The organism is Pseudonocardia lutea (assembly GCF_042658055.1).
GTDB classification, from domain to species: domain Bacteria; phylum Actinomycetota; class Actinomycetes; order Mycobacteriales; family Pseudonocardiaceae; genus Pseudonocardia; species Pseudonocardia lutea.
Map to the genome: position 1 here is coordinate 1 of NZ_JBHSQK010000014.1, position 21,569 is coordinate 21,569.

A 21,569-nucleotide genomic window follows, 5' to 3' on the forward strand; every position below is an offset into this window, starting at 1 on the left:
GCACCGCGGCCGGTGAGCTGGCCCGGCGCGGGGTCGTGCGGAGCGCGGAGCTGATCGCGATGGGGGTCCCGCCGGCCGAGGTGGCGGCCCTGCGCGTGCCCGCGGCCCACGGGTGGCTGGTCGACCCCGCGCGGGCGGCCCGTGCGGTCGCCGCCCTCGGCCGGGCCGTCCGGGCGCACGACTCGGCCGAGCCGCTCGACCCCGGACTCACGACCGAGGCCGCACGACGGGCCGCCGACCTGCCCGACGCCGCCCTGCTGCCCGCCGTCCTGGCCGCCCCGGCCGGGTCGGACGACGGGGAGGTCCCGCTCGTGCTGCGCGACGGCCGCGTCCGGCTCGACCGCGCCCACGCCCTGCCGGTGAAGGTCCGGACCGCCCTGGCGACGCTGCGGGCGGATCTGGCGGGCTCCCCGTTCGCGGCCCCGGACGCCGACCGGCTCACCCAGCTCGGCCTCGGCACCAAGGAGCTGGCGGCGCTGGTGCGGGCGGGCGAGCTGGTGGAGCTCGCCCGCGGCGTCGTCCTGCTCCCGGACGCACCGGACCGCGCGGTCGAGGTGCTGCGCACCATCGGGCCGGTGTTCACCCTCAGCGAGGCGCGCCAGGCGCTCGGAACCAGCCGCCGCGTGGCGGTCCCGCTGCTCGAGCTGCTGGGTCGGAGCGGCTACACGCGGCGGCCCGACGACAGCCACCACGAGCTCCGCTGAGCCCGCGCCGGGTGCTCTCGTCGCGGCCCGATGACCGCTCGCCGCGCCGCCGCAGGCGCGGGCCCCGGGGGTCGCGCTCCGAGTGGCAGTGAGGTCCGGCAGCCCTTACCGTTCCGCCAATGCAGCACACGCACGACCCCTCCGGCGCCGCGGTCCGCCGCGGCGAGTCGGACGACCAGATCACCGTCTCGACCCGGCCCGCGGGCGAGGGGCAGGTCGTCGTCGAGGTCGGCGGCGAGGTGGACATGCTGACCTCCCCGCAGCTGCGCTCGGTCGTGCTCGGCCAGGTGTCCGACGGCGCCCAGCTCGTGGTGCTGGCGCTCGACGGCGTCACGTTCCTCGGGACCAGCGGTCTCGCGGTGCTGATCGAGGTCCGGGAGGCGGCGCACCAGGCCGGGGTGGAGCTCCGGCTCGCGTGCACCGGCCGGCGGGTGCTGCGTCCGCTCTCGATCGCGGGCCTCGTGCCCATGTTCGACATCCACGACACGATCGAGCAGGCCCTCCAGGCCACCTGAGGCCCCTGCCCGTGTTGTGACGAGAGTCACAATCATGGTGTGTCGAGATGCGTCCCGGCGGCGTTCGGGGGATCCTCTCCGACCGCTCTGAGCTGCACGGACGTTCGTGCCTTCGGGGCCGCCGCACCTCCGACACCCGGTGCCGCGCCCGACAACTTCTGCTCTCTCCACTGTGTTCCGGCCCATCCGGCGTTTGGCCGCGAAAGGCTCGGGGAACGCCGCGGCAGATCGCCCGGCACGTGGTCGGGCCCTCCCACGAGAGCGAAGGTGAGCCGAGTGAGCGACGTGTCCCGCCTCCCTGGGCCCATGGACCACGCCTGGCAGTGGCAGCGCCTGGGCGCGTGCCGCGGCATGGACAGCGCGGTCTTCTTCCACCCGGACGGCGAGCGGAACCCCTCCCGCGCCCGCCGGACGGCCCAGGCGAAGGCGGTCTGCCAGCGCTGCCCCGTGATCGACATGTGCCGCGAGTTCGCCCTCGAGACGCGCGAGCCGTTCGGTGTCTGGGGCGGCCTCGGCGAGTCCGAGCGCCGCCTGCTGCTGGAGCGCCGCGACCAGCAGAAGCGCAAGCTCGCCTCCGCGAGCTGAGTCGTCCTCTTCCCGCGGCGTCGGGGGCCGCGGGAAGGGCCGGCACGGCGAAGGGGCGGTCCCGGGACCCTCGGGACCGCCCCTTCGGCGTGTCGGAAGCCTGCCCGGCGCGGTGGAGGGAGCCGCTCAGCCCTCGCCGCCCACGACGCTGAGCTCGAGGCACCGGTAGCGCAGCATCGGCAGTGCGTAGACCCGGACCACCCGCTGGACGGCGGCGGCGACCGCCGACCGCTCGGGGTCGGCGGGCGAGGGCAGCGGGGCCACGCAGTACACGCCCGGCTCGGGGTCGAAGCCGACGAGTTCGGAGAGGGCGGCCACGAGATCGTCCTCCGCGGCGGCGCCGATCCGGCCGGGCAGGCCCAGCCGGTGGACGTGCAGGTCCGGCAGGCCGAGGGCGTCGATCGCGGCGGCCAGGCCGTCCGCGTCGTCCGGCTCGTCGTCCTCCTCGTCGACGCCGAGGTCGTCGTCCCACTCCTCCCAGCCGCGCCCGTCGAGGGGCTCCGCGCGCCGACCGGGGTCGGCACCCTCGAACCGGACGTCCACCTGGTCGAGCGCGCCGGGAAGGCTCGCGACGGTGTCGACCGGCGCGACCACCGGCGCCGCGGCGGGCGCGTCGTCCCGGGCGAGCAGCAGGTCCACCCGCCCCGCGTCGGCGACCACGCGGGCGAGGTCGGACTCCGGCCGCAACAGCTCCATGGGGCTCACCGCGACGGCGACCAGGCGCCGGCGCGCGGGCGGAATGCGGGCGGGCCCGCCGCGCCGCTGCGCGGGCGTGCCGATGCCCTCGATCTCCGGCACCGCCACCATACGAAACTCGCCCCCCTGCCCGATCGGCCCCGTTGCCGACCGTCTCGCGTCCGGCCTCGTCAGCCGACGTCAACGGCATCGTTTCCTGTCGTAGTCCCCGGATGCGGCCCCGCACGCCGAACGGGCGTCGCGGGTCCGTGAGCGGGCGGCGGGAGCAGGCAGTCGGTTACCCCGATCGGGGGCACCGGTCGTCCGGGCGGGACGAGCGGGACGGGACCAGGGCGCGATCGGCCGGCCTCAGCCCTCCAGCCGGACGGCGAGCACGGCGATGTCGTCGCGCAGGTGGGCCGGCTCGCACACGGCCAGCACCCGGTCGACGACGGCCTCCGCCGGCGAGTCCGCGGGGACCTCCCGCAGGGTGCGTTCGAGCAGCTCGGCGCGCTCGTCGGCGTCCTCCCCGGCGATGTCGGTGAGACCGTCCGTGTAGAGCAGCAGCAGCGCCCCGGCGGGCACGGTCAGCGTGGCCTCGGTGCGGCCCTCCCCGCCGGCGCGGCCGAGGGTCGGGACGACGCCGATCATCGGCGAGAGGTGCCCGTCCAGCCGGCGCAGCTCGCCCTCGCGGGTCAGCAGCAGCGGCGCGGGGTGCCCGGCGTTGGCGTAGTGCAGCACCCGCTCCCCGGAGGCCGCCGGCGGCTCGAGCCGGGCGTAGACCGCGGTCGCCATCGACGCCATCTCCAGCCCCTGCACGAGCTGGTCGCAGCGGTCGAGCACCGAGCCGGGGCGGCCGCCGTCCCACGCGTACGAGCGCAGCACACCGCGGAGCTGGCCCATGGCCGCCGCGGCCGAGAGATCGTGCCCGACGACGTCGCCCACCGCGATGCCGACCGCCCCGTCGGGCAGCGGCAGCACGTCGTACCAGTCGCCGCCGACCTGGTTGCCGTCCGTGCCGACCCGGTAACGCGCGGCCATCTGCAGGCCGCCCACCTCGGGCACGGCCGGCAGCAGGCTGTGCTGCAGGGTCGCCGCCGCGGCGTGCTCGCGCTCGTAGAGCCGCGCGTTGTCGACGGTCAGCCCGGCCCGCCCGGCGAGGTCGGTGGCCAGGTGCAGGTCGCGCTGCCCGTACCGGCGGCCGTAGGGGTGCTGGGTCGCCAGGGTGACGGCGCCGAGGACCCGGCCGCGGGCGCGCAGCGGCACCACCATCGCCGACCGCAGCCGCAGCCGGTCGTAGAGCCGGACCGCGTCGGCGTCGGCGTCGCCGTACCGGTCGGCGCCGTGCTCGGGCAGGTCCGAGAGCAGGACCGGCTCGCCGGTCGCCAGCACCTCGCCGGTCGAGGTGCCCTGCCCCGGGCGGTAGTCGCGGACCTCGGCCATCCGCGCGATCCGCTCCTCGTCGGCCCGGTCGCGGGCCGCCACCGCGACCCGGCGCACCCCGGAGCCCGGGCCGTCCAGCAGGTCCACCGCGCAGACGTCCGCGAGCTGCGGGACGACCAGCCGGGCCAGCCCGTGGCACGCGTCGTCGACGCCGAGCGCCTCGGTCATCTGCGTGGTCGCCTCGGCGAGCAGGCGCAGCTGGCTGCGCGCCTCCTCGGCGTCGGCGAGGGCCGCCCGCCGCTCCTGCTCGACGAGCACCCGCTCGGTGACGTCGTTCTGCACGCCGACGAAGTTGACGAGGTCCCCGGCGCCGTCGACGACCGGCGAGATCGACACCTGGTTCCAGAAGGCCGTGCCGTCCTTGCGGTAGTTCAGCACCACCTCGGTGATCGGCTCCTGCGCACGCAGCGCCGCCCGCATCCGCTCCACGGCGTGCCGGTCCGTGTTCGGGCCCTGCAGGAACCGGCAGTTCCGGCCTACCGCGTCCTCGACCTTGTACCCGGTGAGCCGGGTGAACGACGGGTTGACCCAGATCAGTGGGCCGTCCTCGCGGCGCGGGTCGGTGATGGTGAAGGACATGTCGGTGGCGACGACCGCGCGGTCGCGCAGCACCTCCAGCCGCCGCCGGTCACCGTGCTCGCTGCCCGAGAGCTGCAGGAAGACCACCAGCGCGCGGGACCTCAGCTCCTCGGGGACCGGCAGCTGCTCGCCGGTGTCGCCCAGCCCGCCCGGCCCCAGCACGAAGCCCGTGACCCACAGCAGCCGGCCCTCGGCAGCCTCGCGCTGCTCGTCGGTGGCGGTGGAGCCGCGGCGGGCGGCGTCGTGCACCGCGACGGGCTCGCCCGCGACCGGGATGCCCGACGCCACCAGCGACAGGGGCGAGCTCGTCTCGCTCATCCGCTTGCCGCCCAGGTCGGTGAGGCCCGCCGCGTCCCCCCAGGCGTCGATGTCGACGGGCAGCGAGACGCGGTCCCCCGTCAGCTCCACGGCCGCCGCGTTGGCGTAGACGACCCTGCGCTGCTCGAGGTCGATCACGAGGACGGCGGCGGGCGCGTCGTAGAGGACCTGCGGCAGCTCGGTGGTGGGCAGCCCGTTGCCCGCCACCTGCCGGGCCAGGTCCTCGGCCGGCCCACGCGTGTCCGTCGTCTCCACGCGGCGAGCGTAATGGGACCGTGCCCCACCCGCGCCCCGACGGCGTCCGTCCGATGGGTAGGGTGCGCCCGGACCGGTTGAGCCCCAGCCGTCCCGCTGCGCCCACGCGTGCCCGCGACCGTCCGGGGGCAGGCCGACGCCGGAGGTGAGTGCCCTGTCCTTCCCCGCCTCGCGTGACCCGTCGCGCCCCGGCGGACTCGACACCAGCCTCACCCGACCGTCGTCGGGCGTGCTCGTGCTCGTGGTCGACGGGGAGGTCGACACCCTCACCGCGCCCGCCCTCGGCGAGGCGCTCGGGGAGCTGCTGGCGGCCGAGCCGGTCGACGCGGTGGCCGCGGTCGACCTCGCCGGCGTCGGGTTCCTGGCGTCGAGCGGGCTGGCGGTGCTCATCCGGGCCGCGCACACGGCGAGCTCGCAGGGGCGCGCGCTGCACCTGCTCGGGGGCTCGCGGGCGGTCACCCGCCCGCTCGAGGTCACCGGGTCCGACCAGTTGTTCACCCTGCTCCCGGGCCTGGCGGAGCTCCTCGCCCGGGTGGACGGCGACCGGCCCGCCGGCCGGGTACGCCGGCCGGATTGATAAGAACGCACCCCGGGTAGCACGATGGGGATCGAGGGCCCGAGCGGGTCCGTGACGAAGGGAAGACGTCGCGTGTCCGAAGTGGATCCCGTGGGTGCCGGAGACGGCCCGGGGACGGTGGAGACGCCGGGATCCGTGGTGGAGGTGCGCACCAGCGCCTCGGCCTCGCTGATCCCGACCATCCGTGCCGTCGCCTCGGACCTGGCCGCCCGCGCGGACTTCGACCTGGACGCCATCTCGGACCTGCGGATGGCCGTCGACGAAGCGTGCGCGACCCTGGTCGACGTCGCCGCGCCGGGCTCCTCGCTCCGGTGCACCTTCGACGTGCGCGAGGAGCTCATCCGCGTCCACGCCGAGGTCGACACCGCCGACGCGGTCACCCCCGTGTCCACGGACACCTTCGGCTGGCGCGTGCTGCAGACGCTGGCCGACGAGGTGGAGCTCGAGGCGAACGGCAGCGGCACGGTGGGTATCCGCCTGCACAAGCGCGCCGACGCAGCCCCCCGGTGACCGCGGCCGACTCCGAGTACGGTCACCTCACCCCGCTCCTGGCGGAGTACGCGGGGCTCGACAAGGACGATCCGCGCCGCGAGGCGCTCCGCGACCGGCTGGTGACCGGCTTCCTGCCGATCGCGCAGCACATCGCGCGGCGCTTCGCGCACCGCGGTGAACCGCTCGACGACCTGGTGCAGGTCGCGACGGTCGGGCTCATCAACGCGGTGGACCGCTACTCCCCGGAGAAGGGCACGGACTTCTTCTCCTTCGCCGTGCCGACGATCAGCGGCGAGGTCCGCCGGCACTTCCGCGACCAGGGCTGGTCGATGCGGGTGCCGCGGCGGCTCAAGGACATGCACGTGTCCATCAACGCCGCGGTGTCGGACCTGTCCCAGCGGCTCGGCCGCGCGCCCCGGCCGTCGGAGATCGCCGAGCAGCTCGGGGTGCCCGTCGCCGAGGTCCTCGAGGGCCTGGAGGCCTCCGAGGCCTACCGCAGCTCGTCGCTCGACGAGATGCTCTCCTCCGAGCAGGGCAGCGCGACGGTCGGCGAGCTGGTCGGCGCCGCGGACGCGGAGCTCGACCGCGTCGACCACCGGCAGGCCCTGCGGCCCGTGCTCGGCGAGCTGGCCGAGCGCGAGCGCACCATCGTCATGCTGCGGTTCTTCGGCAACATGACCCAGACCCAGATCGCGGAGCAGGTCGGCATCTCGCAGATGCACGTCTCGCGGCTGCTCGCCCAGACCCTCGACCGGCTGCGCTCGCGGCTCGACCCGGACACCCGCACCGGCTGACCCGGCGTCCGGTCCCTGCTGTGGGCCGCGCTACAGAGCGCGGGGGCCCCGAGACATCCGCCCCGCCCGTCGGCGAGGATGGCCGCGTCAGGGAGCCGTCGGCGAGCAGGCAGTCGCCGTGGACAGGAGCGTGGACGTGAGCGGTGGGCCGGAGCACGTGCTGGTCGTCGGGGCGGGACTCGGCGGCATCCGGACCGTGGAACAGTTGCGGCAGGCCGGCTACGAGGGCCGGATCAGCCTCGTCGGCGCCGAGGTGCACCCGCCCTACGACCGCCCGCCGCTGTCCAAGCAGCTGCTCGCCGGCGACTGGGAGGCCGAGCGGCTGGCGCTCAAGGAGCAGGCCGCGCTCGAGGACCTCGGCGTCCGGATGTACCTGGGGCTGCGCGCCGTCGCGCTGCGGCCCGGGGAGGTCGAGCTGGCCGACGGCTCGGTGCTCACCGCCGACGCGATCGTGCTCGCCACCGGCGTGGAGGCGCGGCGGCTGCCCGGCCAGCCCGAGAAGGTCCACACGCTGCGGACCCTCGACGACGCCCTGGACCTGCGCGACGAGCTCGACAAGGCGTCGACGCTGCTCGTGGTCGGCGCGGGGTTCATCGGCGCCGAGGTCGCGAGCACCGCGATCGGCAAGGGCGTGCAGGTCACGATGGTCGAGGCCGCCCCGGTGCCGCTGGTCCGCGGCCTCGGTCCGGAGGTCGGGGCCCTGGCCGCGCGGCTGATCCGCGAGGGCGGCGTGGACCTGCGCACCGGCGTCGCGCTGACCGGGTTCGTCGAGCCCTCGGGCCCGGGCGTGGCCGTCGAGCTGGCCGACGGCTCGCGGATCGAGGCCGACGTCGCGCTCGTCGGGATCGGCGGCCGGCCGGACCTGGACTGGCTCGCCGACACCGGGCTCGACCTCCGCGACGGCATCCCGTGCGACGCGCAGGGGCGCGTGGTCGGGCTCGACGGGGTGTGGGCGGTGGGCGACGCCGCCGCCTGGGACTACCCGACGCTGGGCGGCCGGCACCGCCACGAGCACTGGACCTCGACGACCGACCAGGCCACGGTCGTCGCCCGGGCGATCACCGGCACGGAGCCGCCGCCGACCACGGTGCCCTACTTCTGGTCCGACCAGTTCGGGCTCAAGATCCAGCTGATCGGGCGGCCCGACCTGGCCGACGCGATCGTGCCGCTGCACGGCGACGGGCTCGCCGGCGGGACGATCAAGGGCACCGTGGTCGGGTACCTGCGGGGCGAGCGGCTGGTCGCGGTGGCCGGCTTCGGCGCGGCCCGCTACATCGCGCGCTATCGCGCGCTGCTGCTGAACGAGGCCGACCGGGCGCAGGCGCTGGAGTTCGCGGCGTCGCTGCAGCGCTGAGGTCGCCGGGGCCGGCGCGGGGCCCCGGCGACCGTCAGGAGAAGAGCTTCTTCAGCACGGCGAGGGCGAGGATCGCGCCCACGCCGATCAGCGCGTACCGGATCTTCGGGTCCTCGAGCTTCACCGCGATCTGCTGCTTGCCCGTGTCCACGAACCGCTTCGGGTTCGCGCGGTCGGCCAGCGCGTCCAGGCTGTCGGCGAGGGCGTCCCGCGTCTTCTCGATCTCGCTCTGGATGCTCTCGGGGTCGCGGGCCACGACACACTCCTCGGTGCTCTCATCGGACTCTGACTCGGCCACACCGTAGACGAGCGGTCCGACGCGGGCCCGGCGACGTCCCGCTGTCGGGGGGAACTGACAGGATCGGGGCATGACGACACGCCTCGCGCCGGGCGACACCGCCCCGGACTTCACCCTGCCCGATGCCGACGGCAAGCCGGTCTCGCTGGCGGACCTGCGCGGCCGCAAGGTCATCGTGTACTTCTACCCGGCCGCGTCCACGCCCGGCTGCACCAAGGAGGCGTGCGACTTCCGGGACAACCTCGCCGAGCTCGACGACGCCGGCGTCGAGGTCCTGGGCATCTCCCCGGACAAGCCGGCCAAGCTGGCGAAGTTCCGCGACAAGGAGGGCCTGACCTTCCCGCTGCTGTCCGATCCGGACAAGAAGGTGCTGCAGGAGTGGGGCGCCTTCGGCGAGAAGACGATGTACGGCAAGACGGTCACGGGCGTGATCCGCTCCACCTTCCTCGTCGACGAGGAGGGGAGGATCGAGGCCGCGCTGTACAACGTCCGCGCCACCGGTCACGTCGCGAAGCTCCGGCGGGACCTCAAGATCTGACCCTGTGGACAACCCGAGCGGATTCGAACGCATGTTCGCTACGGTCGGATCATGCCGAGAGCCCGCAGGTGGACGGACGAGCAACTGGTCGACGCGGTGGCGTCGAGCCGCACGTTGAGCGAGGTGTGCCGGAAGCTGGGGCTGCGGCCCGGGAAGTACGACGTGTTGCGGAGGCACATCGCGCGGCTCGGGCTCGAGGCCGCGCACATCCCGAGGTCCGCCGTCGGCGCCGGCGGGACCGCACGCCGCAGCTGGACGGACGAGGACCTCGCCGCCGCCGTGGCGGCGAGCGACTCGGTGTCCGACCTGAGCCGGCGGCTGGGGTACACGCCGAACGGCGGGGTCCACCGCCTGCTCACCGGCCACATTCGCAGGTTGGGCCTCGACACCTCGCACTTCGTCGGCACCCGCTGGCCGACGACGCGGCCCGAGCTGGTCCGGAAGCGCCCGCTGTCGGAGATCCTCGTAGCCGGTTCGACCTGCGGGACCTCCAACCTGCGTCGGCGTCTGATCAGGGAAGGACTCAAACCCGCGCACTGCGAGGAGTGCGGACTGGCCGAGTGGCGCAGGGTGCCGCTGCCGCTGCATCTCGACCACGTCAACGGGGACCACACCGACAACCGCCTGGAGAACCTCCGTATCCTGTGCCCGAACTGCCACGCCGTCACCGACACCTGGTGCCGGCGGAAGACGACAAGTACAGAGCCGGCGTAGCCCAACTGGCAGGAGGCACGATCTTTAGGCGGTCGACAGTGCGGGTTCGAATCCCGCCGCCGGTACGAGCAGCAACGATGCGGTGAAGGCCGACGAGCGGAGGCTCAGCGGGGAGGATCAGCGGGCCTGCTGCGTCTCCCCGCCGACCTCGTCGGCCGGGACGTCCTCGGGAAGGGGCTTCCGGGCCGCCACGACGATCCCTGCGAACCCGATCAGCCCGCACATGACGGACACCGCCACGAGGGCGGGCGAGGGGCGGCCGCTCACGGCGTCGCCGAGCACCACGATCGCCACGGTCCCGGGGACGATCCCCACCACGGTCCCGATCAGGTACGGCAGGAACCGCACCCTGGACAGCCCGCAGACGTAGTTGAGCGCGGCGAAGGGGACAAGAGGTACCAGCCGCATCGAGGTCACGGCGAGCGTGCCGTGGTGGTCGAGGCGCCGGCGCACCCACGTCACCGCCGGCCCCCGGACGTAGCGCTCCACGAGCGCCCCGCCCGTCGCGCGCACCAGCAGGTAGGCCAGCACCCCGGCCAGCGTGGTCGCGGCCAGCGTGACCACCAACCCGACGAGCGACCCGAACAGCACCCCCGCCGCCAGCGTGAACACGGTCCGCGGTACGGGCGCCACGCACAGCCCCGCCTGCAGCCCGAGGAACAGCAGTGGCGCCCAGGGCCCGGCCTCCGCGGTCAGCCGGCGCAGGTCCGCAACACCCGGCACCCCGTAGACCCGCGCCACCACCAGCACCACGGCGACCAGTGCCACCACGCCGAGCCCGGCCAGCACAGGACGCCACCACTTCACTCCCGCGACGGTACCGACCGCGCCGTCCCGCCCGTCGTCACACCCGGCCGCCGGGGACCCGCAGCGCCAGATCTGGGCCCGACACGAAGATCACCGCCCGCCCCACCGCCCGCCGCATCACAAGAACGCCGAATGGGACCGCTCCGCGCCAAATGTGGCGCCCACCGGTCCGCCACAGCGATCACCTCAGGACCGCCACCCGGCCGCGCCCAAGATCGCCGTATGGGACCGCTCCGCGCCGGATGTGGCGCCCACCGGTCCGCCACAGCGATCATGCCGGCCACCCCCACCGGCCGCGTCCAAGATCGTCGAAGGGGACCGCACAGCGCCACATCCGGCGCCCATCGGTCAGGAACGACGATCATCGGTCCCGGCCCGCAGCCGAGAGCACCGCGTCAGCGGAGAGCGACGACCCGACGGGTCCTTGAGCACACCCGTGGCTTCCGATCACCGGAACCGGCCCGGCCCGCACACCCCCGCCGGGCTACCGTGCGGCGAGTGAGCACCGAGAAGCGCGAGCTGGACCTCGACCCCGCGGGCCTCGCCGTCCGCCGTGAGGTGCTGGGCGCGACGCACGTCGACGCCTCGCTGGAGAAGGCCGACGACGTCACCGCCGAGTTCCAGGAGATGATCACCCGGTACGCCTGGGGCGGGATCTGGACCCGGCCCGGTCTGGACCGGCGGATGCGCAGCGCGATCACGCTGACCGCGCTCGTCGCACACGGTCACCTCGACGAGCTGGAGCTGCACCTGCGGGCCGCCCGCCGCAACGGGCTGACCCGCGAGGAGATCGTCGAGGTGCTGCTGCAGAGCGCGATCTACTGCGGCGTCCCCGCCGCCAACAGCGCGTTCGCCCGCGCCAGGAAGGTCCTCGGCGAGGACGCCCCCACGGACTGACCGGCACAGCCACGCACTATGGCTCCACAATGCGCTCCCCACCCCCGGAACCTCGCATCATGGTTCCATGACGGGCCTCTGAGCAGTGGTGTCGAGCATCATGGAGCCATGGTGCGGGGCCGACGCGTTCAGCCCGACAGCGCCTCGAGGTGCGGGAGGAGGGCGCGGAAGGCGCGGCCCCGATGGCTGTCCGCGTCCTTCTCCTCGGGGCTGAGCTCGGCGGCGGTCCGCTGCTCCCCCTCGGGCACGAAGATCGGGTCGTAGCCGAAGCCGTTGGTCCCGCGCGGCGCCCGGACGATCCGCCCCCGCCACTCCCCGTGCACGACCTCCTCGGCCCCGCCCGGCACCACCAGCGCCGCCGCGCACACGAAGGCGGCGCCGCGGCGCTCGTCGGGGACGTCGCCCACCTGCCCGAGCAGCAGGTTGAGGTTGGCGAGGTCGTCGCCGTGCCGCCCCGACCAGCGAGCGGAGAGGACCCCGGGCATGCCGTTGAGCGCGTCGACGGCGAGCCCGGAGTCGTCGGCGACGGAGGGCAGCCCGGTCGCGGTGGCGGCGTCGCGGGCCTTGGCCAGGGCGTTCTCGGCAAAGGTCGCGCCCGTCTCGGGGGCCTCCGGGAACTCGGGGACGTCCGCGAGCCCGAGCACCTCGACGCCGGAGCCCTCGGCCAGCCGGCGCAGCTCGACGAGCTTGGCGGCGTTGCGCGTGGCGAGCAGGATCTTCACGACTCGAGCGCCTCGGTCTGCAGGCGCGTCAGCTGCGCGATGCCGGCGAGCGCGGTGTCGAGCATCGCGTCGAGCGTGCTGCGGGTGAAGGTGGCGCCCTCGCCCGTGCCCTGGACCTCGATCAGCGTGCCGGTGTCCGTCGCGACGACGTTGGTGTCCACCTCCGCGCGCGAGTCCTCCTCGTAGGGCAGGTCCAGCCGCACCCGCCCGTCGACGACGCCGACGCTCACGGCCGCCACCTGGCACGAGATCGGCTTGGGGTCGGCAAGCCGACCCCGCTCGCCCAGCCACGTCACGGCGTCGACCAGGGCCACGTACGCGCCGGTGATGGCCGCGGTGCGGGTGCCGCCGTCGGCCTGCAGGACGTCGCAGTCCAGCGCGATCGTGTTCTCGCCGAGCGCCTTGAGGTCGATGCAGGCACGCAGGGACCGCCCGATCAGCCGGCTGATCTCGTGCGTCCGGCCGCCGATGCGGCCCTTCACGGACTCGCGGTCCGAGCGGGTGTTGGTGGCCGACGGCAGCATCGCGTACTCCGCGGTGAGCCAGCCCAGCCCGGACCCCTTGCGCCAGCGCGGCACACCCTCGGTCACGCTCGCCGCGCACAGCACCTTGGTGTCCCCGAACTCGACGAGCACCGAGCCCGCCGGGTGCTTCTGGAAACCGCGGGTGATGCGCACGGGGCGCAGCTCGTCGTCGCTCCTGCCGTCTGCTCGCGTCACCCCCCCATCGTAGGAAGGGCCTCAGACCTCGTACTCGCCGTCCGGGCGGACCAGCTCGACCGGCCCGTCGAACTCCGCCTTGGCCTCGGCCAGCATCGCGTCCGGATCGGTCCAGACCGGGACGTGGGTGAGCAGCAGCCGCCCGACGCCCGCCTCCGCGGCGTGCTCCCCCGCCTGCCGCCCGGAGAGGTGGACGCCCGTGGGCATGTCGCCCGTGTGCGGCCAGGACGCCTCGCAGAGCAGGACGTCCGCGCCCCGGGCCAGGTCGACGAGGCCTTGGCAGGGCCCCGTGTCGCCGCTGTACACGAGGCTGCGGCCGCCGTGCTCGACCCGCAGCGCGTAGGCCTCGCACAGGTGGTCGACCGCCGCCGCCCGCAGCACGGCGCCGCCCACGGTGGCCTCGCAGCCGCTCGCGAGGACCTGGAAGGAGAAGACGTCCGTGAGGTCGGTCCCGGCCCGCTCCACCGCGGAGGGCGCGTAGGCCGCCCCGAGCCGCTCGGGCGCCTCCACCGGCGCGAACACCGGCAGCCGGTTGCGGGTGGGATCGAAGGGCGGGCCCGGGTGGTAGCGCCGCCACACCGCGAGGGCCGAGAAGTCCGCGCAGTGGTCCGGGTGCAGGTGGCTGAACGCCACCGCGTCGAGCGCCCAGGGGTCGAGGTAGCGCTGCAGGGCGCCGAAGGTGCCGTTGCCGAGGTCGAGGGCCAGCCGGGTCTCGCCCGCCTCGACGAGGTAGCCCGACGCCGGCGAGCCCGGCCCCGGTCCGCTGCCGGAACAGCCGAGCACGACGACCTTCATGTGAGGAGGCTAACCCTTCGGCGAGGTGCGTCGCAGCCACCACAGCCCGACGAACGGCAGCACCAGCGGGACGAAGCCGTAGCCGCGCCCGTACACCGACCAGACCGTGTCGTCGGGGAAGTCGCCGGTGTCGAACACGGTCAGCGTGCCGACCACCAGCACGCCGACCAGCTCGAACACGACGGCGCCCCAGGCGAGGCGCCGGTACCCGGGCCGACGCCCGGCCAGCCCGATCGTGGCCAGGATGTAGACGACGCCGGCGAGGCCCGAGAGCAGGTAGGCCACCGGGGCCTCGGAGAACTTCGCCGCGATCTGCACACCCGCCCGGGCCGTCGCGGACAGGGCGAAGATCGCGTAGACGGCGATCAGGACCCGGCCCGGCCCGCTCGCCGTGGCACGTGGTTCCCCGCGGCGCTCCCCGCGCGGCTCAGCCATTGCCCGCGACCCACAGGTCGTGCAGCCGCCACACGGCCACCCCGGTCCCGATCGCGCCCACCGCGATCACCGTGCCGCCCCAACGGGTGGGCTCGGCCGTCGCGAACTGCAGTGCGATGGGCATGACGCACACGCTGACCAGCAGGTAGATGAGGAAGGTCGTCTGCTCGGGCAGCTGGACGCCGCCGAACACGCGGACCGCCGCGATCACCGCCTGGACGAGCAGGATCACCTCGAACGCCCCGACCGCGAGGCGGTGCGTGCGGTCCGGCGGGCGGTTGCGGACCGTGGTGACCACGCCGTAGAGCGCGACGGCCCCCGCGGCCACGTAGGCCACGATCTCCAGGACGCCGATCACGCTCCGACGCTACCGGAGCGCCTCCACGGCCTCCGCCGGCACCTGCTCGACCCGGCCCATCTCGGGGCCGAGGAAACGCCGGCCGAGCCTCCGGAAGGGCTCCGGGTCGCCGGTGGCGAGGAACTCGTGGGGCCCGGGCGGCGGGTCGGTCTCCGGGTCCCGGGCGAGGTCCGCGGCCATCAGGGTCCGGACGACGTCCTTGGCCGTCTCGTCCGCGCTCGAGACCAGGGTGACCTCGGGCCCCAGCACGATCTGCAGCACCCCGGTGAGCAGGGGGTAGTGCGTGCACCCGAGCACCACCGTGTCGACCCGCGCCCGCTGCAGCGGCTCCAGGTAGCTCTGCGCGAGCCCGAGGACCTGCCGCCCGCTCGTCATCCCCCGCTCGACGAAGTCGACGAACCGGGGGCAGGCGACCGCCGTGACCTCGACGCCCCGGGCCGCGGCGAAGGCGTCCACGTAGGCGCCGGAGGCGATGGTGGCCTTGGTGCCGATGACGCCGATCCGCCCGTTGCGGGTCGCGGCGACCGCGCGCCGCACGGCCGGGAGCACGACCTCGACGACCGGCACCGGGTAGCGCTCCCGGGCGTCGGCCAGACAGGCCGCGGAGGCCGTGTTGCACGCGATGACCAGCAGCTTCACGCCGCGGTCGACCAGGTCGTCGCCGATGGCGAGCGCGTGCCGGCGGATGTCGGCGATCCGCAGCGGCCCGTAGGGCCCGTTCGCCGTGTCCCCGACGTAGACGATGCGCTCCGCGGGGAGCTGGTCGATGACGGCGCGGGCGACGGTCAGCCCGCCGACGCCGGAGTCGAAGATGCCGATGGGGGCGTCGAGGGGGGTGCTGCGATCGCTCACGGGGTTCCTGCGGTGATCGGGGGCGGGACCTGTGCCCGGTTCGCCCGCCGCGCGACGAGCCACGCGGCCAGGATCCCGAACAGCGCCCCGAACAGGTGCGCCTGCCACGAGATCCCGGGGTTGCCGGGGAGCACGCCGAACAGCATCCCACCCTCGAAGAACAGCAGGACCACGGCCAGTGCGATCTGCCGCCCGGACCGCGCGAAGAAGCCCCTGGCCAGTAGGAACAGCAGCCACCCGAAGATGACGCCGGACATGCCGATGGTCGACGCCATGCTCGGCCCGACCAGCCACACCGCGGCGCCGCTGCCGAGCCAGATCAGGGCCGTGACGCCGATCCACTGGCGGATCCCGCCCGCCATCGCGAGCCAGCCGAACACGAGGAACGGCAGGGTGTTGGCCCACAGATGCGGCCAGCCGCCGTGCAGCAGCGGCGCCCAGAGGATGCCCCAGGCCCCGTCGGCGTTGCGGGAGACGATGCCCTCGTTGTCGAGGTACTGGCCCGACATCTGGTCGTAGAACTCCACCCCGTACAGCACGGCGGTGAACATCAGCATGACCACGGCCGCCCCCAGCGGGTGCGGCGGCAGGATGCGCGCCATGCCGCGCGACGACCGGGCGGGGCGGGGGCTCGGGACCTGCGGCGCAGCCATGAGATCGAGCGTACGCGGAATCACGTCACCCGGTCGTGAGCCGCCGACGACGGCGTCAGGGAGCCTCACGCCTGCTCCGGAGCGCCGCGGAGTCCCGGCTCCGCAGTGCGGACCGTCAGGCCCAGAGGTGGCCCTCGATGCCTTCCGCGGCGTCGTCGAGCTCGCCCGAGTAGGCGCCGGTGGAGAGGTACTTCCAGCCGCCGTCGCAGACCACGATCACGATGTCGGCGCTCTCGCCGGAGCCGGCGGCCTTCTCGGCGACCGCGAGGGCGGCGTGCAGGATCCCGCCCGTCGAGATGCCGGCGAAGATGCCCTCCTTCGCGACCAGCTCGCGGGTGCGGCGCAGGGCGTCGTAGCTGCCGACCGAGTACCGGCCGGTGAGCACGGACGGGTCGTACAGCTCGGGGACGAAGCCCTCGTCGAGGTTCCGCAGCCCGTAGACGAGCTCGCCGTAGCGCGGCTCGGCGGCGATGATCTGCACGTCCGGCTTCTGCTCCCGCAGGTAGCGGCCGGTGCCGACCAGGGTCCCGGTGGTGCCCAGGCCCGCGACGAAGTGCGTGATGGTGGGCAGGTCGCGCAGGATCTCCGGACCGGTGGTGCGGTAGTGCGCGTCGGCGTTGGCCGGGTTGCCGTACTGGTAGAGCATGACCCAGTCCGGGTGCTCGGCGGCCAGCTCCTTCGCCATCGCGACGGCCTGGTTGGAGCCGCCGGCGGCCGGCGAGGAGATGATTTCGGCGCCGTACATGGTGAGCAGCTGGCGCCGCTCCTCCGAGGTGTTCTCCGGCATCACGCAGACGAGCCGGTAGCCCTTGAGCTTCGCGGCCATCGCCAGCGAGATGCCCGTGTTCCCCGAGGTCGGCTCGAGGATCGTGCAGCCGGGTGTGAGGGTGCCGTCCGCCTCGGCCCTCTCGATCATGGCCAGCGCGGGGCGGTCCTTGATCGAGCCGGTGGGGTTGCGGTCCTCGAGCTTCGCCCACAGCCGGACGTTCTCCGCGGGCGACAGCGACGGCAGGCCCACCAGGGGGGTGTCCCCCACGGCCTGCAGCAGTGAGTCGTAGCGCGCCATCGCTCCTCCAAGAGCGGGCAGGGGGCGGCGGGGTTCTTCGTCCCGCCGCCCGGTGCCGTCAGCTCAGCGCATGCCGCCGGCGACGGCCGGCAGGATCGTGACGGTCGAGGTCTCCTTGACGGGGGCCTCGAGACCACCGGCGAAGCGGACGTCCTCGTCGTCGACGTAGATGTTGACGAAGCGGTGCAGCTTGCCGTCCGAGATGAGGCGGTCCTTCAGGCCCGCGTGCCGCGACTCGAGGTCGTCGATCACCTCGGCGACGGTGCCCCCCTTGGCCTCGACGGCCTTCTCGCCCCCGGTGTGGGTGCGGAGGATGGTCGGGATGGAGACGGTGACGGCCATGGTTCTTCGAAGCTCCTGCTCGGGATCGGTGAGGGTGTGGCGAGGACGGGTCAGCCGAGGTCGGGGACGTCGTCCGCGCCGGTGTGCGCGAACATATAAGTCTCCACGACCTCGACTTCTTCCTCGGTCACCACACCGTCGACGATCCGGAACGACCGGAACTCGTGGCCCGTGTGGTTCGTCTCCGCCGAGTCGCGGGTGGAGACCAGGACGTAGTGGGCCTCGGGCTCGGAGGCGTACGCGATGTCGGTGCGCGACGGGTAGGCCTCGGTCGCGGTGTGCGAGTGGTAGATCACCACGGGCACCTCGTCGCGCGAGTCCATCTCGCGGTACAGCCGGAGCAGGTCACCCGAGTCGAACTCGTAGAACGTGGGCGAGCGCGCCGCGTTCAGCATCGGGATGAACCGCTCGGGCCGGTCGGAGCCCTCGGGACCCGCGACGACGCCGCACGCCTCGTCCGGGTGGTCCCGGCGGGCATGGGCGACGATCTCGTCGAGGAGATCCTTCCGGATGACCAGCACAGGACAAGCGTACGTAACGCGTCCGACCGGAGCACAGCCGCCCGGCGAGGCTCACACCCGGGATCCGCCGCTCCCGTCGCCCCCGCCTCGGCTCCCTCCGCACGGCGGCGCCGCGTCCGTCCTCACCCCGGGTCCCCGCGGAGGACGCCCGGTCCGTGGGCCGGGACGTCCGCCAGCCACACCCCCTCCGGATCGTCCTCGACCAGCCAGTCGGGGCGCGGGTGCGCCTCCCCGCCGCGGCCGCCGGCGGCACCGGGCACGTACGGGACGTGCGACGACGCGGTCCGCGCGCCCGCCCCCGACCGCCCCGCCTCGGTGAGCGGCTCGGCGGCACGGAACCGCTCGCCCGGCGCCGATCGCGGGAGGGTTTCACCCGGCGCGGGCCTCGGGAGGGGCTCGCCGGACCGCGGCAGGGTTTCGGCCGTGCGCGGGGCGGCGGAGCGAGCGCTCTCGCCCGGCCTCGCCGCGGGCACGGCGGGCCCGCCCCGGTCGGGGGCTCGCCCGCCGGAGGTGCGGGGCACCGCGGGCCCCAGGACGCCCGACGGCAGCTCGACCGGTGCTCGGCGCAGCAGCGGCCGGTCACCGGCCGGCAGCGGCGGGATCGGGCCGGAGCCGCTCGGGCGGTTGAACCCCGCGACCGGTGTGGGGGCGACGCCAGGGGGCAGGGCCGAGGGCGCCGCGGGCACGCGCGCAGCATCCGCCCTGGTGCCGGGCGCAGGGGCCGATGCCGGCGCGCCCGGCAGGGTCGCGGCCGGCGCAGTGCCGGCTGCGGTGGCGTCCACGGGGAACCTCGGGACGGCTCCGGACGCAGCGGGCGGTGCGGCCGGCGTCGCGCCGGCACCGGGCACCGCGGACGCGATGGAGACGGGTGCAGCCGGAGGCGCAGCACCTCCGCCCTCCGACCAGCCCTGGGACGCGGAAGGTGCGACGGCGGACGTGTCGGGGGTCGGGAGTGCCATCGGGGTGAAGGCCTGGAACGTCGACGCCAGGTTCGCGTTCGAGTTCTCCTGGTAGCGCGTCGCGACGTGCGCGGCCGACTGCTGCCGCTCCTGCGCGAGCTGCGAGGTCGCGGTGTTGCCGACGTGCGAGTCGGTGGGCTGCAGCGCGGCGAGCTCCCGGTGCGCGACCGTGTAGTACTCGGCCTGGTCGCCGAGGGCCCGCGCCGCCAACCGGAACATCACGGTCCCGACCCGCCCCGGCTCCCCCAGCTTGCGCAGGTACATGCGCGTGACCTCGGCGGCCTCGCCCTCGTGCGCGTCCGCGTACTCCCGCTCCAGCGCCTCGAGCTCGGCGTTCACGTCCGCGAGCTTGCGCGACACCTCGGCCAGCGCCTGCTCCGCCGCCCGCATGGACCCCGGCCCCGGCCCCGCCGCCACGGGATCCCGGATCTCCGGCAGGGTCATCCCCTCGAACGCCACCGCCGTCCCGCTGTAGGTCCTCCCCGCCACGACTCCCCCTCAGGAACGACTACGAAGCGCGTCGATGACCTCGGACGCCAGCGCCTCCGCCTTCTCACACAACGGAGGCGCGGAAGTCGAGAGACTGCTCGCCCCTGCGCTGAATGACTGATTGTCTGCAACTCCAACCCAGTAGCTGCAGGTCGGCGCCCCCGCGGGCTCTACATTCACAGCCGGATAGCCGTCGATCTTCGCCTCCTGGAAGGCGGAGAATGACGGTGCAACATCATAGGCGAACGCTAGTCCAGCCTCGACGTTGATCGCGAGATCGAGCCCATAGGAGCGATCAGCAGATTTCCACGAGCATCTAGTAGCACGGGGATTCGAAAAGTCGCTCCCAGAATCCGGCATGACGCCAATGCGCGTAAGCTGTTGAGAGCTAAGGATGTTGCACGCTGGCAGGCCAGTCGCGTCGAGAGGACTCGCAACTTCCGGCGCGCCGGGCCGCTTAGACAGGGTAGAATCAGGAACTGCGGCCCGTCCGTCAGACGCAACATGTGAAGCGCACGATGCAAGGGCAACCGCGCCAGATAGTGCCGCAGCAACGAGCGTCATCCCCCTAGACCGCACGGTCGGCCGCCTTATAGGACTCTCCCTGACTCCTAAGCGCATCGACTGCTTTGAGCAACTGGTCACGCCAGCTACTGAGAAACGCCCTGCTTCCTTCGAGCATGTTGGCTGCTTGTGTTGCTGCATTGCAGCTAACCGGGTCAGCACCGGGAGCCTCCACCGCACCGATTACTCGAAGCGAGTTTTCAGCTGTCCACACCTGGTCGATCACGCCCTCCAACCTCCCCACCAACCCCTCCACCTTCTCCGGGTCGACCCGGAGCGCAGGTGAGTAGCTGAGGGAGTGGGCGGAGCGGGGCACGACGGGACCCGGGTCGTCCCACCGAGGAGCGGTCATGGACGGATGATCGCAGCGCAGGCCCGCCGACAGGCCCGTCCGCGACGAACCCGTTGCGATCGTGAACACGATCGGGTCCTCCGGCAACCACCGGGGACCATGATCATCAATCCTGGACGTGAACGGCCGAAATCCGCCCGTTTCCGTCCACGACGAGCGATCGTGGACACCTCCGGCGCCCACAGCACCGCACCGACAGCAACACCGCACCGACAGCAACACCGCGCCGGCCCGACAGCAGCACCGCACCAGCGCCACAGCACCGCGCTGCCAGCATCCTGTCGAGCGCCCACCGCACAGAGGCACCCGCAGCACCGCCGGCCGCGCCCTACAGCACCTGCATCCGGGCCTGGACCAGCGAGTCCTGCACGAAGGTGAGCCAGTGGTACACCCCGAGGTGCGGGGCGCGGGGGTCGTCCTCCGGGAACTCCTCCGGCGTCTCCTCCGAGACGTCCAGGGCGGTCCCGAGCGCGAGCCGGACGTCGTTGAGCGCGGCCAGCCACTCGTCGGCCTGCTCGACCGTCAGCTCGACGCGCCCGCCCCGGGGCGGCAGCGCGGTGAGCACCGCGTCCGCGGCGTGCTTCTTCGCCTGGATGAGCTCGGGCTCGTGCAGGGAGCGCAGGCCGGCGGCGAGGTCCGCGTCCTCGGAGGTGAAGTCCGGCAGCAGGCGGGCGAGGACCCGGTCGTCGGGCCGGGAGGTGGGGCCGGTGCGCATGCCGGTGATCTCGGCGAGCTCGTCCTGCGGGGTGTCGGCGGCCCGGCCCTCGAGCATCTGCGTGACCTCGCTGACCAGCCCGCGCAGGACCGTCGACTCCTGCTCCTCGAGGGTGGCGACGAACCGGGCCCGGCCCCCGCGCCCGGCGCGCTTCCAGCCGTTCACGTGCGCTGCATGGTGGCCCACAGGCCGGCCGCGTGCAGCTTGGCCACGTCGCCCTCGATCTTGTCCTTGTCCCCGCTGGACACGGCGGCCTTGCCCTTGTGGTGCACGTCGAGCATCAACGCGGTGGCCTTGGGCTCGGGGTAGCCGAAGATCTTCTGCAGCACGTACGTGACGTACGACATGAGGTTGACCGGGTCGTTCCAGACGACGGCCTGCCACGGGGTCGCTCCCGCGACGTCCTCGTCCAGGGCAGGGTCCACCTGGGTGGTGGGCGAGCTCAGCGGCGCGGACATGTGTCCATGGTGGCACGCGCACGC

29 protein-coding genes and 1 tRNA gene are annotated in these 21,569 nt (G+C 73.8%); 11 read left to right on the plus strand and 19 right to left on the minus strand.

What is annotated here, in order from left to right; all coding sequences use genetic code 11:
* The 3 genes from ACFQH9_RS08255 to ACFQH9_RS08265 form a co-directional block, all read left to right on the plus strand.
* On the plus strand, positions 1–704 hold a 704-nt coding region (locus tag ACFQH9_RS08255; protein ID WP_379565327.1), incomplete at its 5' end, for a SelB domain-containing protein.
* Positions 705–823: 119 nt separating this feature from the next.
* Positions 824–1,219, plus strand: coding sequence for an STAS domain-containing protein (locus tag ACFQH9_RS08260; protein ID WP_379565328.1), 396 nt, complete (start codon positions 824–826; stop codon positions 1,217–1,219).
* A 276-nt stretch (positions 1,220–1,495) separates the two neighbouring features.
* Positions 1,496–1,804, plus strand: a complete 309-nt coding sequence (locus tag ACFQH9_RS08265) for a WhiB family transcriptional regulator (RefSeq protein ID WP_379565329.1) — start codon at positions 1,496–1,498, stop codon at positions 1,802–1,804.
* 126 nt (positions 1,805–1,930) lie between these two features.
* Here ACFQH9_RS08265 and ACFQH9_RS08270 read toward each other — a convergent pair whose 3' ends face one another.
* Positions 1,931–2,602 carry a hypothetical protein gene (locus tag ACFQH9_RS08270; protein ID WP_379565330.1) on the minus strand — a complete coding sequence of 224 codons (672 nt, stop codon included), beginning with the start codon at positions 2,600–2,602 and terminating at the stop codon, positions 1,931–1,933.
* Between the two features lie 246 nt (positions 2,603–2,848).
* Positions 2,849–5,074: a SpoIIE family protein phosphatase gene (locus tag ACFQH9_RS08275; RefSeq protein ID WP_379565331.1), complete on the minus strand. Its 2,226-nt coding sequence runs from the start codon at positions 5,072–5,074 to the stop codon at positions 2,849–2,851.
* 229 nt (positions 5,075–5,303) lie between these two features.
* Between ACFQH9_RS08275 and ACFQH9_RS08280 the strand changes: the two genes are divergently transcribed.
* From ACFQH9_RS08280 to ACFQH9_RS08295, 4 genes are all read left to right on the plus strand, one after another.
* Positions 5,304–5,651 (plus strand): STAS domain-containing protein, encoded by a 348-nt coding sequence (locus tag ACFQH9_RS08280; RefSeq protein WP_379565332.1) that lies wholly within the window; start codon positions 5,304–5,306, stop codon positions 5,649–5,651.
* 90 nt (positions 5,652–5,741) lie between these two features.
* The gene (locus ACFQH9_RS08285; RefSeq protein WP_379565333.1) at positions 5,742–6,161 is read left to right on the plus strand and encodes an ATP-binding protein; all 420 of its coding nucleotides are present in this window, start codon (positions 5,742–5,744) and stop codon (positions 6,159–6,161) included.
* Complete coding sequence (locus ACFQH9_RS08290) at positions 6,158–6,937, plus strand: SigB/SigF/SigG family RNA polymerase sigma factor (protein WP_345379800.1); 780 nt, start codon at positions 6,158–6,160, stop codon at positions 6,935–6,937. The genes ACFQH9_RS08285 and ACFQH9_RS08290 overlap by 4 nt, the downstream gene beginning before the upstream one ends.
* Before the next feature lie 136 nt (positions 6,938–7,073).
* Positions 7,074–8,291: an NAD(P)/FAD-dependent oxidoreductase gene (locus ACFQH9_RS08295; protein WP_379565334.1), complete on the plus strand. Its 1,218-nt coding sequence runs from the start codon at positions 7,074–7,076 to the stop codon at positions 8,289–8,291.
* Positions 8,292–8,325: 34 nt separating this feature from the next.
* Here the strand turns inward: ACFQH9_RS08295 and ACFQH9_RS08300 are convergent, their stop codons facing one another.
* On the minus strand, positions 8,326–8,547 hold the full coding sequence (locus ACFQH9_RS08300) for a DUF3618 domain-containing protein (RefSeq protein ID WP_345379803.1): 222 nt from the start codon (positions 8,545–8,547) through the stop codon (positions 8,326–8,328).
* A 112-nt stretch (positions 8,548–8,659) separates the two neighbouring features.
* Here ACFQH9_RS08300 and bcp point away from each other — a divergent pair, with 112 nt between their 5' ends.
* The 3 genes from bcp to ACFQH9_RS08315 all read left to right on the plus strand — a co-directional run bounded on the left by bcp (position 8,660) and on the right by ACFQH9_RS08315 (position 9,906).
* A complete protein-coding gene (gene bcp, locus ACFQH9_RS08305) occupies positions 8,660–9,127 on the plus strand; it encodes a thioredoxin-dependent thiol peroxidase (protein WP_379565335.1) in 468 nt (155 codons plus the stop codon).
* Between the two features lie 51 nt (positions 9,128–9,178).
* A complete protein-coding gene (locus tag ACFQH9_RS08310; protein ID WP_379565336.1) occupies positions 9,179–9,841 on the plus strand; it encodes a hypothetical protein in 663 nt (220 codons plus the stop codon).
* Positions 9,832–9,906 (plus strand) — tRNA-Leu (locus ACFQH9_RS08315). Before ACFQH9_RS08310 ends, ACFQH9_RS08315 begins: the two co-directional genes overlap by 10 nt.
* Positions 9,907–9,958: 52 nt before the next feature.
* On the opposite strand, the gene ACFQH9_RS08320 is transcribed toward ACFQH9_RS08315, so the two are convergent.
* Positions 9,959–10,648, minus strand: coding sequence for a TVP38/TMEM64 family protein (locus ACFQH9_RS08320; protein ID WP_379565337.1), 690 nt, complete (start codon positions 10,646–10,648; stop codon positions 9,959–9,961).
* A gap of 498 nt (positions 10,649–11,146) precedes the next feature.
* Here ACFQH9_RS08320 and pcaC point away from each other — a divergent pair, with 498 nt between their 5' ends.
* Positions 11,147–11,545 carry a 4-carboxymuconolactone decarboxylase gene (gene pcaC, locus ACFQH9_RS08325; protein ID WP_379565338.1) on the plus strand — a complete coding sequence of 133 codons (399 nt, stop codon included), beginning with the start codon at positions 11,147–11,149 and terminating at the stop codon, positions 11,543–11,545.
* 128 nt (positions 11,546–11,673) lie between these two features.
* Here the strand turns inward: pcaC and rdgB are convergent, their stop codons facing one another.
* The 15 genes from rdgB to clpS form a co-directional block, all read right to left on the minus strand.
* Complete coding sequence (gene rdgB / locus ACFQH9_RS08330; RefSeq protein ID WP_379565339.1) at positions 11,674–12,267, minus strand: RdgB/HAM1 family non-canonical purine NTP pyrophosphatase; 594 nt, start codon at positions 12,265–12,267, stop codon at positions 11,674–11,676.
* A complete protein-coding gene (gene rph / locus ACFQH9_RS08335) occupies positions 12,264–12,986 on the minus strand; it encodes a ribonuclease PH (protein ID WP_379565340.1) in 723 nt (240 codons plus the stop codon). Before rph ends, rdgB begins: the two co-directional genes overlap by 4 nt.
* A gap of 21 nt (positions 12,987–13,007) precedes the next feature.
* Complete coding sequence (locus tag ACFQH9_RS08340) at positions 13,008–13,781, minus strand: MBL fold metallo-hydrolase (protein ID WP_379565341.1); 774 nt, start codon at positions 13,779–13,781, stop codon at positions 13,008–13,010.
* 9 nt (positions 13,782–13,790) lie between these two features.
* A complete protein-coding gene (locus tag ACFQH9_RS08345) occupies positions 13,791–14,216 on the minus strand; it encodes a hypothetical protein (RefSeq protein WP_379565342.1) in 426 nt (141 codons plus the stop codon).
* A complete protein-coding gene (locus ACFQH9_RS08350; RefSeq protein WP_379565343.1) occupies positions 14,209–14,574 on the minus strand; it encodes a hypothetical protein in 366 nt (121 codons plus the stop codon). The genes ACFQH9_RS08345 and ACFQH9_RS08350 overlap by 8 nt, the downstream gene beginning before the upstream one ends.
* 9 nt (positions 14,575–14,583) lie before the next feature.
* Positions 14,584–15,426, minus strand: coding sequence for a glutamate racemase (gene murI / locus ACFQH9_RS08355; RefSeq protein ID WP_379565344.1), 843 nt, complete (start codon positions 15,424–15,426; stop codon positions 14,584–14,586).
* Entirely contained in the window at positions 15,423–16,079 is a 657-nt protein-coding gene (locus ACFQH9_RS08360; protein ID WP_379565345.1) for a rhomboid family intramembrane serine protease, read from the minus strand. Before ACFQH9_RS08360 ends, murI begins: the two co-directional genes overlap by 4 nt.
* A gap of 115 nt (positions 16,080–16,194) precedes the next feature.
* Positions 16,195–17,145, minus strand: coding sequence for a PLP-dependent cysteine synthase family protein (locus ACFQH9_RS08365; protein ID WP_379565346.1), 951 nt, complete (start codon positions 17,143–17,145; stop codon positions 16,195–16,197).
* A gap of 63 nt (positions 17,146–17,208) precedes the next feature.
* Positions 17,209–17,487: a MoaD/ThiS family protein gene (locus tag ACFQH9_RS08370; protein WP_037050058.1), complete on the minus strand. Its 279-nt coding sequence runs from the start codon at positions 17,485–17,487 to the stop codon at positions 17,209–17,211.
* Between the two features lie 50 nt (positions 17,488–17,537).
* Positions 17,538–18,008: a M67 family metallopeptidase gene (locus ACFQH9_RS08375; RefSeq protein WP_379565347.1), complete on the minus strand. Its 471-nt coding sequence runs from the start codon at positions 18,006–18,008 to the stop codon at positions 17,538–17,540.
* Positions 18,009–18,130: 122 nt separating this feature from the next.
* Positions 18,131–19,456 carry a hypothetical protein gene (locus tag ACFQH9_RS08380; RefSeq protein ID WP_379565348.1) on the minus strand — a complete coding sequence of 442 codons (1,326 nt, stop codon included), beginning with the start codon at positions 19,454–19,456 and terminating at the stop codon, positions 18,131–18,133.
* A 9-nt stretch (positions 19,457–19,465) separates the two neighbouring features.
* Complete coding sequence (locus ACFQH9_RS08385) at positions 19,466–20,077, minus strand: DUF3558 domain-containing protein (protein WP_379565349.1); 612 nt, start codon at positions 20,075–20,077, stop codon at positions 19,466–19,468.
* The gene (locus ACFQH9_RS08390; RefSeq protein ID WP_379565358.1) at positions 20,025–20,372 is read right to left on the minus strand and encodes a PE domain-containing protein; all 348 of its coding nucleotides are present in this window, start codon (positions 20,370–20,372) and stop codon (positions 20,025–20,027) included. Before ACFQH9_RS08390 ends, ACFQH9_RS08385 begins: the two co-directional genes overlap by 53 nt.
* A 328-nt stretch (positions 20,373–20,700) precedes the next feature.
* Positions 20,701–21,252 (minus strand): DUF2017 domain-containing protein, encoded by a 552-nt coding sequence (locus ACFQH9_RS08395; protein WP_379565350.1) that lies wholly within the window; start codon positions 21,250–21,252, stop codon positions 20,701–20,703.
* Positions 21,249–21,545: an ATP-dependent Clp protease adapter ClpS gene (gene clpS / locus ACFQH9_RS08400; RefSeq protein WP_232872130.1), complete on the minus strand. Its 297-nt coding sequence runs from the start codon at positions 21,543–21,545 to the stop codon at positions 21,249–21,251. The genes ACFQH9_RS08395 and clpS overlap by 4 nt, the downstream gene beginning before the upstream one ends.
* Positions 21,546–21,569: the final 24 nt, after the last annotated feature.